Annotated in this window: 12 protein-coding genes; 6 read left to right on the top strand and 6 right to left on the bottom strand. The window is 65.0% G+C overall.

Annotation, left to right across the window (positions count from 1 at the left end; genetic code table 11):
* Positions 1–153 precede the first annotated feature (153 nt).
* Complete coding sequence (locus AASM09_RS08315; RefSeq protein WP_049430086.1) at positions 154–483, bottom strand: hypothetical protein; 330 nt, start codon at positions 481–483, stop codon at positions 154–156.
* A 569-nt stretch (positions 484–1052) separates the two neighbouring features.
* Between AASM09_RS08315 and AASM09_RS08310 the strand changes: the two genes are divergently transcribed.
* The 4 genes from AASM09_RS08310 (at position 1053) to AASM09_RS08295 (ending at position 4216) form a co-directional block, all read left to right on the top strand.
* Positions 1053–1559, top strand: a complete 507-nt coding sequence (locus tag AASM09_RS08310) for a hypothetical protein (RefSeq protein WP_238378681.1) — start codon at positions 1053–1055, stop codon at positions 1557–1559.
* Between the two features lie 12 nt (positions 1560–1571).
* Entirely contained in the window at positions 1572–2990 is a 1419-nt protein-coding gene (locus tag AASM09_RS08305) for an XVIPCD domain-containing protein (RefSeq protein ID WP_049430088.1), read from the top strand.
* A gap of 70 nt (positions 2991–3060) precedes the next feature.
* Positions 3061–3837, top strand: coding sequence for a HipA family kinase (locus tag AASM09_RS08300; protein WP_049430089.1), 777 nt, complete (start codon positions 3061–3063; stop codon positions 3835–3837).
* Positions 3815–4216 (top strand): DUF3037 domain-containing protein, encoded by a 402-nt coding sequence (locus AASM09_RS08295; RefSeq protein ID WP_049430090.1) that lies wholly within the window; start codon positions 3815–3817, stop codon positions 4214–4216. The genes AASM09_RS08300 and AASM09_RS08295 overlap by 23 nt, the downstream gene beginning before the upstream one ends.
* A 98-nt stretch (positions 4217–4314) precedes the next feature.
* Here AASM09_RS08295 and AASM09_RS08290 read toward each other — a convergent pair whose 3' ends face one another.
* Both AASM09_RS08290 and AASM09_RS08285 read right to left on the bottom strand, forming a co-directional pair.
* Positions 4315–4815 (bottom strand): DUF4952 domain-containing protein, encoded by a 501-nt coding sequence (locus tag AASM09_RS08290; RefSeq protein ID WP_049430091.1) that lies wholly within the window; start codon positions 4813–4815, stop codon positions 4315–4317.
* 50 nt (positions 4816–4865) lie between these two features.
* Positions 4866–5771, bottom strand: coding sequence for a LysR family transcriptional regulator (locus AASM09_RS08285; protein ID WP_049430092.1), 906 nt, complete (start codon positions 5769–5771; stop codon positions 4866–4868).
* Positions 5772–5891: 120 nt separating this feature from the next.
* Here AASM09_RS08285 and AASM09_RS08280 point away from each other — a divergent pair, with 120 nt between their 5' ends.
* Positions 5892–6881 carry a zinc-dependent alcohol dehydrogenase family protein gene (locus AASM09_RS08280; RefSeq protein WP_049430093.1) on the top strand — a complete coding sequence of 330 codons (990 nt, stop codon included), beginning with the start codon at positions 5892–5894 and terminating at the stop codon, positions 6879–6881.
* Positions 6882–7206: 325 nt separating this feature from the next.
* On the opposite strand, the gene AASM09_RS08275 is transcribed toward AASM09_RS08280, so the two are convergent.
* The gene (locus AASM09_RS08275; protein ID WP_049430100.1) at positions 7207–7689 is read right to left on the bottom strand and encodes an REP-associated tyrosine transposase; all 483 of its coding nucleotides are present in this window, start codon (positions 7687–7689) and stop codon (positions 7207–7209) included.
* A gap of 244 nt (positions 7690–7933) precedes the next feature.
* Positions 7934–10462, bottom strand: coding sequence for a membrane-bound PQQ-dependent dehydrogenase, glucose/quinate/shikimate family (locus AASM09_RS08270; protein WP_049430094.1), 2529 nt, complete (start codon positions 10460–10462; stop codon positions 7934–7936).
* Between AASM09_RS08270 and AASM09_RS08265 the strand changes: the two genes are divergently transcribed.
* Positions 10452–10772, top strand: coding sequence for a hypothetical protein (locus AASM09_RS08265; protein WP_152906592.1), 321 nt, complete (start codon positions 10452–10454; stop codon positions 10770–10772). The genes AASM09_RS08270 and AASM09_RS08265 overlap by 11 nt on opposite strands.
* Before the next feature lie 99 nt (positions 10773–10871).
* Here AASM09_RS08265 and gyrA read toward each other — a convergent pair whose 3' ends face one another.
* Positions 10872–13586, bottom strand: a complete 2715-nt coding sequence (gene gyrA, locus AASM09_RS08260; RefSeq protein ID WP_049430095.1) for a DNA gyrase subunit A — start codon at positions 13584–13586, stop codon at positions 10872–10874.
* Between the last annotated feature and the right edge of the window lie 61 nt (positions 13587–13647).

Genomic DNA, 13647 nt, shown 5'->3' with positions numbered 1-13647 from the left:
TATCCCCTGGGGTGTGAATGGGAGCCCGGAAACGGGCAAGGGCCCGAATCTAGCACCGCAGGGGTTGTCGTGAATGGGCCGGAAGGGCTAGTGGCCGGATGGGGCAAAAGCGCTGCCGCTGGTGGGGCAGCACCTGCCGGGCAGGGCCCGGCGCTACTGTTGGGCGTGCAGGTCCCAAGTGGCCAGATAATCCGGGTCGATCACGATCATGCCACTGTTGCTCATCCGGTACTCGCCCGGCTGGGCCGGCAGGTACTGGTCGAGCATCGGCGGCAGGTAACGCTCGTGGCCATCATTCTCATCGGCCAGCACCACGCCTTCATCGGCGCTGATGCGCAGTACCGTTCCTGCGTACTGCTCCAGCCCCTGCACCTGGCCGTCGCCGCCGTAGCGGGTTACCCCGACAAGCACCAGCTTGCCGATCATTTCTTCGACCTTGGCGTCGTCCAGGGCCGGCAGCATTCTTTCGTATTGGTCGCTCATCAGTGCACCTCCAAAGCCTGCAGGATCATCATGGACACGCCAGCCTCCGCGCTGCGACCGCCGTCGGCGACGCAGAGAGCAATCTGGCGTGCATATGTGTGTGTTGCAGGGCCGGCACGAGAATGCCGGATCCGCGTCGGGTGAACGGTGGCAGGTACTGCGGGTGGCGGCCATCCGTGCCGGCAGAGTGGCCGTATCAGACCAGGATCAACACCACGCGTTGCATTGCATGCGGGATAAAGCGTGACAGCTGCGCAGTTGTTGCATGACGGCCTCCTGTTGAAGGTCACACGCGAGGTTGAAGCTCCACGGACCTGATGCTGACATCGCGCGCGGCAGGGTCAAGTGAAGAATGCGCACCCGTTCACCTTTTGTATCGTATCGGGGGCCTCGCTTGCGCTTAACCTCTGCTTCACCCAGCGCCCCCTAGGGTCAGCCTTCATCTGCAAGGAACGCTCATGCCCCGGTACGCATTCATACGACCGTGGACGCTCGCACTGACGGTGACCACGCTCAGCGCCTGCGCACATGCCGCCGACCGCATGCCGACTTCTCAAGGAACCGACACCATGGCCCCATCCGTATCCGAGACCACTTCGCCCTCCCCGCTCAATGCCGAGCAACTGTTGTCGCGCCTTCTGGACCTGATCAAGGCAACGACGTCCACGCGCGAACTGACCGCCGAACGCCTGTCCGCCGCAATGCAGGCACCGGCGCAGACCTTCGGGCCCGGCCACTTCGGCTATGGCGGCACGCTGACGCCGGAATGGGGCTATGGCCTGGAAGTGAAGCAGGATGGTGCAGCCGGCACGCGATTGGACCTGAACTTCATCGATACCAGCAGCGACCGCAAGGCGTCGGCTGCGGCGATCTGCCAGGTCGACTTCAACCACTTCGCCTCGGCACTGGATGCCGCCGGCTTCAAGCGCGAGACGGTGCGCGGCGAACACGGCCGGGTGATCTACGACCGCTTCGATCGACCGCAGCTGAGCATCAAGGTCGACACGATGCCCGAGAACCCCCACGCCCTCGGCGACGCCACGCATGCCTGCGTGCGTCTTGTCACCGTGCAGTAAGGGGAGCCATCAATGACGACCCTTTCCGCAGAAACGGAACGCCTGCTGGGCGAATTCGCCGGCAAGACCGACGTCACCAGCGACCAGGTCGACAACCTGCGCAGCGTCATCGCGGGTTCGCCTGTACTAGCAAAGCAGGTGGACGCAGCCATCGCGGCAGGCTACCTGGAACGCTTCGAACTGCTTCCCGCTGCAAGCAATGCCGGGGGCACCTACGAGACGGGCACGAAATCCATAAACCTGCCCGCCAGCAGCCTGTCGACCCCTGCGGCGCCGGACAGGTTCGACGCGGCCGAGGTTGCCTTTGTGCTCGGACACGAGATCCAGCACGGCTTCAACGATGCAGATGTCGAGCGTGCCTACGTGCAGTTCGATGCCGACGTGGAGCAGATCGCAGGCCGTACCACGAGCCATGATTACACCGAGGCGATCGGCACCCTGCTCGCGGCCAACCGCCGCGATGAGGCCTCTTCGAACATCGCAGGCTGGAATGCGCTGGTCAGCCAGGTACGCGCCAACGACCCGGACGCTACCCTGCGCGACCTGTATGAAGCCAGCCCCCGCTCAACAGACGTCATACAGTCGCGACCCGGGCCGCCGATCACCTATGCACCGCACCCGGAGCTGACCCTCAATGCGGACCTGACCATCTCCCCCACCGCAGCCAACATCGAGGGAATGGCCAAGCACTATTACGATCAGGGCGTCAGCACCGGCCTGGGCCATCATGGGAATTCGGACTACCAGAATTTCTACGGCGTCCAGGCGATCGAACTGGTCAGCGGATACGAGGCCGCGAATCCGGCGCCCGACGGTGTGAGCCGGATGGAAGTGAACATGAAGAAGCTGGGGCTGGACGAGCGCCTGCTGGAGCAGAACGGGCTCAACCTCGGCGAGGGCTCGCCCCTACGCCAGCCCTACTTCGATACCAGCACCTCGCCGTCGACGCTGCACTACTTCGACCACACCGAGGGCACACACGTCCATGTGCCCATCACCGCACAGCATGCGGCAGCGGGCGCTGGCGTGCAGATGCCGCTCATGGATGGTCGCGACCGTTCGCTGCACGAGCAGATCCGCGGCAAGGTAGCGGAGCTGGATGCTGCCAATGGACGCAGTTTCGATGCCTCCAGCGAACGCTTGAGCGCCAGCCTGCTGGTGCTGGCCCGCGAAAACGGGCTGGACCGGGTCGACCATGTGGTGCTCAGCCGCCAGACCGATGGTGCAGGCGCCGCGCAGAACATCTTCGTGGTGAAGGGGCCGCTGGACGATCCGGCCTCGCTGCGCGCGTCATCGCCCACCGCCGAGGCCACGCAACGCCCGGTGCAGGACAGCCTGGATACGCTTGCCGTGGTCAACCAGCGACAGGCCTCGCAGGAACAGACCCGCACCCAGGTGCAGGAACAGCAGCGCAGCGCGTTGTCGCACTGAGGGCAGATGGCAAGGAGCCGCCGCGGCGTTGCCCGGCGCTCCCGTCCCGGCAGCACGCTAGAATGCGTCCATGCGCACCGTACACGCCCTCCGCTACATCACCCCGTTACGGGAAGGTGGCTCCCTGCCCGCCGTGGTCGAGACCGACGACGATGGCATGGCCGTGCTCAAGTTCCGTGGCGCCGGCCAGGGCCCGAAGGCGCTGATCGCCGAGCTGATCGCCGGCGAAATGGCGCGCACGCTGGGTCTGCCGATTCCAGAAATCCTGTTCGTGGAGCTGGACCGCGAGTTCGCCCGCACCGAACCGGACCCGGAGATCCAGGAGCTGATCCGCGCCAGCGAGGGCCTGAACCTGGGCCTGGACTATCTGCCCGGCGCGATCAACTACGACCCGGCAGCGATGCCGGTGGATGTCGACCTTGCCTCGCGCATCGTCTGGTTCGATGCGTTCACCAGCAATGTCGATCGCACCACGCGCAATCCCAACCTGATGGTCTGGCACCGCAAGCTGTACCTGATCGACCACGGTGCGGCGATGTACTTCCATCACGACTGGGCCAACGCCGGCGATGCCTGCGAAAAGCCCTTCGTGCTGATCCGCGACCATGTGCTGCTGTCGTTCGCCAACCGCATCGCCGAGGTCGATGCCGAGCTGGCTGCACGCCTGACCGATGCCGAGATCGAGCGCATCGTCGGCCTGGTGCCGGACAGCTGGCTGGTGGGCGAGCCGGCGTTCGACAGCCCGCAGACCTATCGGCAGGGCTACATCGACTATCTCAAGCACCGCCTGAAAGTGCGTGCGGTATTCGTGCAGGAGGCCATCCGTGCCCACGCTGCACACGTATGACTATGCGGTCATCCGCGTGGTACCGCGGGTGGAACGCGAAGAGTTCATCAATGTCGGGGTGATCGTGTCCTGTCCCGGTGCACGGCACTTGGAAGCAGCCATCGAGATCGATCCGGCACGCCTGCGCGCATTCGCGCCGGCGCTGGACCAGGAGGCATTGCAGCCGTGGCTGGATGCGATCGTGGCGATCTGCCGCGGTGACGCCACGGCCGGGCCGATTGCGCAGCTGCCGGCACGCGCGCGCTTCCATTTCCTCACCGCCAAGCGCAGCTCGGTTGTGCAGATGTCGAGCACGCATGTCGGTCGTACTGCCGATCCTGCAGGCGTGGTGGAGCATCTGATGACGAAGATGGTACGGGTGCCGGCACCGACCGGGTAACGTCGATCCGGCGTGCCCATCAGAACCGAATACGCCAGCTCAGTGCAGAGAAGCAGCTGCACGCATCCTGGACCAAGGATCCACCTACCGCATCCACGCTAGGGACTCTGCCGCAGCACCTCAACCGTTACGTCGAATGCTTCGATGCGCTTCCACTCGCTCCGCTGATGCGGCAGCGATTCAATGCCCATCCCGATCTGGTACCTCACCGTGTCTGCACCTTCGCGCCAGCTGTAGGGCCCGCCATTGCTCCAGCCACAGCAGGTGTAACGCAGCATCGGCATGCCGAATGTCGTGTGCAGATACGCTTCGACCTGCTCGGCACGGGCACCTGCAACACGGTAGTGGGCTTGCATCGGTTTGATGTAGGACGTGTCGTCCTGGCTGCAGCCTACGTATTCCAGGCCTGCAGGCTTCCGCCCCATCGCCTGCAGGAAATCCTGGCAGCGGGTGTCCGGTCGCGCCAGGCCGTCAGCACGTCCCTGCAGCTCCCACTCGGCCAGCGCCTGCGCAGGGGTTTGCTCCACGATCTCGCTGCCGCCGGACAACGCCGCCAGCAGCAGGAAGCCAACGGTAAGCTCCGGCAGCGGAAGAGACATCACAGGGCGATCCTTCGCAGACAGTGGCAGGAATGCTAACCGATGCCGCGCTATCGCCGCGCCATCGTCTGCTCGTTGAAACGTGCCACGCAGAAATCCAGGAAGCTGCGCAGCTTGGGCGTCAGCTGGCGATCACGCGGGTACAGCAGATTGATCCAGGTCGACACTGGCACGAACGCCGGCAGCACTTCCACCAGTTCACCACGCGCGAGTGCGGCGGCCAGCATCTCGTGCGGCTGCAGGATCAGCCCCAACCCACCCACCGCGGCGGTCAACAACGGCTCGGCCTGGTTGACCATGAAACGGCTGGACACGGGCACGGTCAGCACGCTGCCATCGGCATCGCGGAAACTCCAGCGTGTGCGGATGATCGAATGCGCGAAGCCCAGGCACTCGTGCCGGCTCAGGTCATTGGGATGGGTGATGGCCGGGCGCGAAGCCAGATAGCTTGGCGACGCACACAGGACCAGCGGATACGGCCCCAGCCGTCGCGCCACCAGCCCGCTGTCGGCCAGGTCACCGGTACGGAACACCAGGTCGTACCCGTCTTCAACGATGTCCACCAGGCTGTTGGACAGGTTCAGATCGACCTGCACGTCCGGGTACTGCTGCATGTAGGCCACCACCGCCGGGCCCAGTGCGTGCACGCCGAAGGTGACCGGTGCGCTGATGCGCAGGCGTCCCATCGGCCGCCCACGCGCCACTTCTGCCAATTGCTCGGCGCCCTCCACTTCCTCCAGGATCACCTGCGCACGCGCCAGATAGGCCTGGCCGAAGTCGGTCAGGCTCTGCTTGCGCGTGGTGCGGTTGAGCAGGCGCACGCCCAGGTGCTGCTCCAGCGCCTGGATATGCTTGCCGACCAGCTGCGGCGACAGGTTCAGGGCCTCGGCGGCAGCGGCGAAGGAGCCGACCTCGGCGACTTTCGCGAAGGTCCGCAGGGGAGCGATCAGGTCCATTGCAAACAATTGTTTTTCAATGAAACGCCAGATTACCCATTATTCTGGATAGTGACCACGTGCATAGTAGCGGCCACTTCCCCGCCGGCCTGATCGCCGGTCCTTCCCCGGAGTTCCCCCATGAGCCAGGTTGTCCGCATCCACGAATATGGCAACGCCGATGTACTGCGCATCGACGACATCGACGTTCCCGCCCCCGCCGCCGACGAAATCCAGATCCGGGTAAAGGCGATCGGCCTGAACCGCGCCGAGGTGATGTTCCGCAACGGCGCCTACCTGCAGGAAGCGCAGTTCCCCAGCCGGCTGGGCTATGAAGCAGCCGGTGTGGTCGAAGCGCTCGGCAATGACGTGAACGGGTTCGCCATTGGCGATGCCGTCAGTGTGGTGCCGCCGCTGGACATCGCGCGCTGGGGCACCTATGGCGAACTGGCCAATGTACCGGCGCGGCTGGTGGTGAAGCACCCACAGGCACTGGACTTCGAAACGGCCGCCGCGGTGTGGATGCAGTACGTGACTGCCTGGGGCGCACTGCTGGAGCAGGCGCATCTGGCGGCCGGCGATTTCGTCATCATCACCGCCGCCAGCAGCAGTGTCGGCCTGGCTGCGATCCAGATCGCCAATGCCGTGGGTGCCACCCCGATCGCGGTGACCCGCGGCCCGGGCAAGCGCCAGGCCCTGCTCGATGCCGGTGCCGCCCATGTCATCGCCACCCAGGAACAGGATCTGGCAGCTGAAGTGGCGCGCATCACCGGCGGCGCCGGTGCCCGCGTGGTGTTCGATCCGATCGGCGGCCCGCAGTTCAACGCGTTGACCGAAGCGATGGCGCGCGGTGGCATCCTGCTGGAGTACGGCGCGCTGAGCAGCGAACCGACCCCGTTCCCGCTGTTCAACGTTCTGGGCAAGTCGCTGACGCTGAAAGGCTACCTGTACTCGGAAATCGTCTCCGACGATGCCGTGCTGGCCCGTGCCAAGGCCTTCATCGTCGATGGCCTGGACAAGGGCTTGCTGGCACCGAAGATCGCCAGGGTGTTTCCGTTCGCGCAGATCCAGGACGCGCATCGTTATCTGGAATCGAACGAACAGATCGGCAAGGTGGTGGTGACGGTGTAACCCATCAGCAGACCGACGAGGTAGAGTCGACTGTCCAGTCGACTATCGCGCGAAGCGCGGGCTTTCCAGCGCGCGCGAGAAGTGCAGTCGACTGCAGAAGCACGCAGTCGTCTGGAATCGAGCGAACCCGCCAGTAAACCGACGAGGTAGAGTCGACTGTTAGTCGACTATCGCGCGAAGCGCGGGCTTTCCAGCGTGGGCGAGAAGAGCAGTCGACTGACAGTCGACTCTACCCAGTCGGTTCGGCCCAGTCGGCCGTAGAAGCGCGCAGTCGCGTGGAATCGCGCGAACCCTTCAGAAAACCGACGAGGTAGAGTTGGCCGTATCAGAATTCATCCTCGTGGACCGACTCCAGCTCGCTCAGCGGCCAGCGACACCACCCGTACGGATGGTCACCGATCTGCGCGGCAAGACCGGCTCGAACGGGATTTGACAGAATGTAGCAAGCGTGTCTGTGCAGCGACGCGTCACTGCGGATCGCATGATCGTGATAACCCGCCTGCCAGATTGCACCCTGGTTCCCTCGCCGCCGGTTGATCAGAAAACTGCTGCGCGCCTTGAAGCGCTGCACGCAGTAGCCCAGCGAATGGCCACGTAGTTGAGCCAGCCAGTGGATATGATCCGGCATGATGACCCAGGCAAGCGACGCAGTCAGGCCTTCCCGGTCCATCGATCCGAGGAGCTGCATGGCAAGATCGGCATTGGCAGGGCAATCGAAGACGCGATGGCGGTTCCGGCACACCATGGTGATGGCGTAGACGTTGCCGACGATGGATCGCCGGCCGGCAAGCAGTTGGGGGCTGGGCATGAGCTTGAGAATGCTCGCTCGCATGGATTTCCGGCATCGGTTCCCTGCCAACGCCAGGATCAGGGATCCTCTCGATACAGCGTCCGGGAAGGTGGAGTCGCCTGGGTAGAGTCGACTGTTAGTCGACTATCGCGCGAAGCGCGGGCTTTCCAGCGTGGGAGAGAAGAGCAGTCGACTAACAGTCGACTCTACCCGGTCGGCTCTACCCGGTCGGCTCTATCCAGCCGGTTATACCCTGTCGGCTCTATCTGGGCAGCGCAAACGCCATCACGTAATCGCCCTTCGGGGTCTCCATGAAATGGTGGCCACCGGCCATGATCACCACGTACTGGCGGCCGCCCTGTTCGTACACCATCGGGTTGGCCTGGCCACCGGCCGGCAGCTTGGCGTGCCACAGTTCCTTGCCGGTCTTCAGATCAATCGCGCGCAGCAGATCATCGGTGGCGGCGGCGATGAAGATCAGGCCACTGGCGGTAATCACCGAACCGCCGTTGTTCGGCGTACCGATTTCAATCGGCAGGCCGGAGCGGATACCGAATGGACCATTGCCGCGCGCACTGCCAAACGGGCGATCCCACAGCAGCTTGCCGGTACGCAGGTCGATGGCGCGAATGCCGCCGTAGGGCGGCTGCTTGCACAGCAGGCCGGTGAACGGCAGCCGCCAGCCGGCATTGACCTGGATGCCATACGGCGTGCCCACCTGCGGATCACCTGCACCCTCGCCACCGCCCTTGTCGGCGCGGACCTTCTCGCGCGGCAGCCAGCCCAACCGGTCGGCTTCGGCACGCGGCACCAGCCGGTTGTAGTTGGGCATGTCGTTGTAGTTGGACACGATCACGCCACGGCGCGTATCAATGGAGACGCTACCCCAGTCCGAGCCACCGTTGTAACCCGGGTACTCGATGGAGTGGCGGTCACTGCTGGGCGGCGTGTAGAAGCCTTCGTAATAGGCCTTGCGGAACTGGATGCGGCAGACCAGCTGGTCGATCGGGGTCAGCCCCCACATGTCGCGCTCGGTCAGGTCATGCTCGCGGCGCAGCGTGTGGTACAGCGAGAACAACTGCGTAGGTGAGCGCTGCTCGGGCTCGACACCGCCCACAGGCACCTCGCGTTCCTCCGCGGCACTCAGCAGCTGGCCGTTGCGGCGGTCGAGGATGTAGAGGTCGCCCTGCTTGGTCGGCAGCAGGATGGCCGGCACCTTGCCCGCCGCGGTCGGGTAGTCGATCAGGCTGGCCTGTGAACCCAGGTCGTAATCCCATACATCCTTGCGCACGGCCTGGAAGTGCCAGGCCGGTTTGCCGGTGGCCACGTCGATCGCCACCAGCGAGGTGGAATAGCGGTTCTGGTTTTCCGTGCGCGAGCCGCTCCAGTAATCGCCGGCGGAGTTGCCCAGCGGCAGGTAGACCAGGCCCAGCGCCTCATCACCGGTGGCCGTGGTCCACATGTTGGGCGTGCCGCGCGTATAGGTCTGTTCGCGTGGCGGCAGGCCGTTCCGCTCGGGCTGGTCCATGTCCCACGCCCAGCGCAGCTTGCCGGTGACCGCGTCGTAAGCCTGGATCACCCCCGACGGTGCATCGCGGCGCTGGCCGTCCAGCACCTGGTGGCCGGTGACGATCACGCCGCGCACGATCGCCGGTGGCGAGGTGATCGACACATAGCCCGGCGGCACCTCGCCCATGCCCAGGGTGATATCGATCTGGCCGTTGTTGCCGAAGTTGGCGCACGGGCGGCCGCTGTCCGCATCCACTGCGATGATGCGGCCATCCAGCGTGCCTTCAATGATGCGCGCCCAGCAGGCCGGACGGCTGCCCGGCGCGGCGCTGCGGGTGACCGTGGGCGGCGGCTCGGGCAGGGCCAGGTCGGCGGCGACATCGGCCAGCACCGCATCGGCGATGGTCGGCGCGTTGGGTTGTTCGTAGTAGCTCACGCCACGGCAGGCAGCTGTATAGGGAATCGAAGCGTCCTTGACCTTCGGATCGAACCGCCACAGTTCCTTGCCGCTGCTGGCGTCGAGTGCGATCAAGCGGTTGCGCGCGGTACACAGGTACAGGCGGTCGCCGATCTTCAGCGGCGTGGATTCCGCGCCCCAGCGCTTCTTCGGCAGGTCGCCGGTACGGAACTGCCAGGCCAGCTGCAGCGTGGCAACGTTGGCCGGCGTGATCTGCTGCAGGGGGGAATAGCGGGTGGCAGCATTGCTGCGGCCCCAGGCAGGCCAGTCACCGTCGGCAGGCTGGTCGGCGGGCTGGAGGCCGGTGGTATCACGCGTCGGGGCCAGGCCGGCACTGACCGCCCCTTCCGGGAACGGCTGGTGCCCGTCCACTTCGCCATGCGGCGCGAACGCCAGGCCGAACGCGGCGACGAACACCAGCATCAGCAGGCCAGCCACACTACGGGAAAGGCGCTTTGACACCGGTTCGCGCAGGGTCGGTGCCAGCAGCGCCACCACGATGCCCAGCGCCGTAACCAGGCCCAGGCGCGGCACCCAACGCCAGTAGTCGCTGCCCGACTCCCACCAGGTCCACAGCAGTGTGCCGACGAACACCAGCGCGTACAGCAGCGCGCCGCTGCGACGGTTGCCGAACAGCAGGATGCCGCTGGCCAGCAGGCCGAATCCTGCGATGGCGTAGTACGCCGAACCCCCAAGGCTGAGCAGCCATGCACCGAGACCGCCGATGACCAGGCCGAGCACCACCAGCAACAGCGACAGCACGGTGACGAGGGGATGGCGGGAGGCGCGGACGAGGACAGAAGCGGACTGCGGCGTGGCGGACATCGTCGATCTCCGGGGGCAGCATGCGCCCTTATCCCACCGCACATGTGAAGCGCGCGCGTATTTTCTGGGTGGACCTGACGGGGTGATCGTCGGCTGGGTGGTTGCCGACTGGGTGGTTGCCGACTGGGTGATCGTCGGCTGGGTGATCGTCGGCTGGGTGATCGTCGGCTGGGTAGAGTCGACTGTTAGTCGACTATCGCGCGCAGCGCGGGCTTTTCATCGCCGTGCGCAGAGCAGTCGACTAACAGTCGACTCTACCGCAGCGATCGGATGGTCCGCAGCGATCGGATGGTCCGCAGCGATCAGATAGTCCGCAGCGATCGGAGAATCCACCACGACCGGAAGATCCGCAGAAATGACGACGCCGGCACAGGGCCGGCGTCGTCGGGTACGTCTCATCGCGGCGGGATCACTCCTGCGCGGCGTCCTCGCTGCTGGCCGCAGCCGGTGCGCCTTCGGCCGCGGCCGGGGCAGCAGTCGCCACCTCGTCCTCGTCCTCTTCGATGGAGGCATCCATGCGTTCCACCGCCTGCAGCTTCTCGTCCTTGGACAGGCGGATCAGGGTGACGCCCTGGGTGTTGCGGCCGACGCGGCTGATTTCCGAGCCACGGGTACGCACCAGCGTGCCGCCATCGGAGATCAGCAGCACTTCGTCATCCGAACCCATCAGCACCGCGGCGACCAGCTTGCCGTTGCGCTCGGTGGTCTGGATGCCGATCACGCCCTGGGTGCCACGACCCTTGCGCGGGTAATCCGGCAGCGGGGTGCGCTTGCCGTAGCCGTTCTCGGTTGCGGTGAGGATGTACTGCACGCTGGCGTCGTCGGCGCCGTCGATCACCGCATCGCCATTGGCGGCGGCTTCTTCGACACCGTTGTCGTCCTCGTTCTCGTCCTCGATGCCACCGGCACTTTCGGCCACGATCAGACTGACCACTTCCTCGCCGGCCGGCATCTTGATGCCACGCACGCCGGTCGCGGTACGGCCCATCGAGCGGACCTTGTCCTCGCCGAAGCGCACGGTCTTGCCGTTGGAGGCGAACAGCAGGATGTCGCGCTCACCGTCGGTCAGGCCGACGCCAACCAGCGCATCGCCCTCGTCGAGGTTGATCGCGATCTTGCCGCGGGCCAGACGGAAGGCGAACTCGCCCAGCGGGGTCTTCTTGACCGTACCGTTCTTGGTGGCGAAGAACACGAACTGGCCATCGGCGTACTCGCGCACAGGCAGCACGGCCTGCACGCGTTCGCCCGGTTCCAGCGGAATCCAGTTGATGATCGGACGGCCACGGGCGTTGGAACCCGCTTCCGGCAGCTGGTAGACCGGCAGCCAGAACACCTTGCCCGAACTGGTGAAGGTCAGCAGCGTGTCATGTGTGTTGACCAGCCACAGCTGTTCGATGAAATCCTCTTCCTTGGTCGCCGCCGCACTACGGCCACGGCCGCCACGGCGCTGCGCGCGGTACACGCTCACCGGCTGGCGCTTCACGTAACCGGCGTGCGACACGGTGACCACCACGTCTTCCGGCGCGATCAGGTCGAGGATGTCCAGGTCTTCTTCGCTGTGGCGGATCTCGGTACGACGCTCGTCGCCGAACTCGGCCTTGACGCTGACCAGTTCCTCGCGGATCACCTGCAGCAGGCGGTCGGGATCTTCCAGGATGTGGATCAGCCCGGCGATCACTTCCAGCAGCTGCTTGTACTCGTCGGTCAGGCGGTCCTGCTCCAGCCCGGTCAGGCGGTGCAGGCGCATTTCCAGGATCTGGGTGGCCTGGATCTCGGTCAGCTGGTAGCCGCCCTCGATCAGGCCCACGCCCTTGGGCAGGTCTTCCGGGCGCGAGGCTTCGGCACCGGCAGCACCCAGCATGGCACCGACCAGGCCCGGCTCCCACACGCGCGCCAGCATGCGTTCACGTGCTTCGTTCGGGTTCGGCGAGGTCTTGATCAGTTCGATCATCTCGTCGATGTTGGCCAACGCGACGGTCAGGCCTTCCAGCACGTGGGCACGGGCGCGCGCCTTGCGCAGCTCGAACACGGTGCGGCGGGTGACCACTTCGCGACGGTGGCGGACGAACGCCTCCAGCATCTGCTTGAGGTTCATCAACTGCGGGCGGCCATCGACCAGCGCCACCATGTTGATGCCGAACACCGATTCCATCTGCGTCTGCTGGTACAGGTTGTTCAGCACAACCTCGGCAGATTCACCGCGCTTGATCTCGATGTAGATGCGCATGCCGTCCTTGTCGGACTCATCGCGCAGCTCGCTGATGCCTTCGATCTTCTTTTCCTTGACCAGCTCGGCGATCTTCTCGATCAGACGCGCCTTGTTCACCTGGTAAGGAATTTCAGTGACGATGATCGATTCGCGGCCGTTGTCGGCCACTTCGATATCAGCCTTGGCACGGATGCGCACGCGGCCACGGCCGGTGCGGTAGCCGGCGACGATGCCGGCGGTGCCATTGATGATGCCGGCGGTCGGGAAATCCGGGCCCGGGATGTACTCCATCAGGCCGTCGACGTCGATGTCCGGGTTGTCGATCAGCGCGATGCAGGCGTTGATCGATTCGCTCAGGTTGTGCGGTGGGATGTTGGTCGCCATGCCCACCGCGATACCGGCCGAACCATTGACCAGCAGGTTCGGGAACCGGGTCGGCATGACCGTCGGCTCCAGTTCCTTTTCGTCGTAGTTGGGCTGGAAATCGACGGTTTCCTTGTCGATGTCGGCCATCAGCTCATGCGCGAGGCGCGACATGCGCGCTTCGGTGTATCGCATCGCCGCGGCGGAGTCGCCATCGATGGAGCCGAAGTTACCCTGGCCATCGACCAGCATGTAGCGCAGCGAGAACGGCTGTGCCAGGCGCACCAGCGTGTCGTACACCGACTGATCGCCATGCGGGTGGTACTTACCGATGACGTCACCGACGATACGCGCCGACTTGAAGTAGGGCTTGTTGCTGTGCGCGTTGAGCTCGTTCATCGCGAACAGCACGCGACGATGCACCGGCTTGAGGCCGTCGCGCGCATCCGGCAGCGCACGGCCCACGATCACGCTCATGGCGTAATCGAGGTAGCTCTTGCGCATCTCGTCTTCCAGGTTGACCTGGATGATTTCCTTGGCGGTTTCTGCCATTCGGGTTCCGTTGTCTGGTAGCGGTCCAGTCCGGCGCAGCCCTCTGCGGGAGGGGGTCGTG

The organism is Stenotrophomonas maltophilia, from assembly GCF_039555535.1.
GTDB lineage: Bacteria > Pseudomonadota > Gammaproteobacteria > Xanthomonadales > Xanthomonadaceae > Stenotrophomonas > Stenotrophomonas maltophilia_Q.
The sequence above is the reverse complement of the archived record's forward strand: the minus strand, read 5'-3'. Positions and strand labels throughout refer to the sequence as shown.

What these genes read in the sequence shown, in the direction of transcription:
- AASM09_RS08300 (WP_049430089.1), top strand. Translation starts at nt 3,061, where the DNA reads ATGCGCACCGTACACGCCCTCCGCTACATCACCCCGTTACGGGAAGGT.
- AASM09_RS08290 (WP_049430091.1), bottom strand. Translation starts at nt 4,815, where the DNA reads ATGTCTCTTCCGCTGCCGGAGCTTACCGTTGGCTTCCTGCTGCTGGCG.
- AASM09_RS08270 (WP_049430094.1), bottom strand. Translation starts at nt 10,462, where the DNA reads ATGTCCGCCACGCCGCAGTCCGCTTCTGTCCTCGTCCGCGCCTCCCGC.
- AASM09_RS08275 (WP_049430100.1), bottom strand. Translation starts at nt 7,689, where the DNA reads ATGCCCAGCCCCCAACTGCTTGCCGGCCGGCGATCCATCGTCGGCAAC.
- AASM09_RS08305 (WP_049430088.1), top strand. Translation starts at nt 1,572, where the DNA reads ATGACGACCCTTTCCGCAGAAACGGAACGCCTGCTGGGCGAATTCGCC.
- gyrA (WP_049430095.1), bottom strand. Translation starts at nt 13,586, where the DNA reads ATGGCAGAAACCGCCAAGGAAATCATCCAGGTCAACCTGGAAGACGAG.
- AASM09_RS08315 (WP_049430086.1), bottom strand. Translation starts at nt 483, where the DNA reads ATGAGCGACCAATACGAAAGAATGCTGCCGGCCCTGGACGACGCCAAG.
- AASM09_RS08280 (WP_049430093.1), top strand. Translation starts at nt 5,892, where the DNA reads ATGAGCCAGGTTGTCCGCATCCACGAATATGGCAACGCCGATGTACTG.
- AASM09_RS08310 (WP_238378681.1), top strand. Translation starts at nt 1,053, where the DNA reads ATGGCCCCATCCGTATCCGAGACCACTTCGCCCTCCCCGCTCAATGCC.
- AASM09_RS08285 (WP_049430092.1), bottom strand. Translation starts at nt 5,771, where the DNA reads ATGGACCTGATCGCTCCCCTGCGGACCTTCGCGAAAGTCGCCGAGGTC.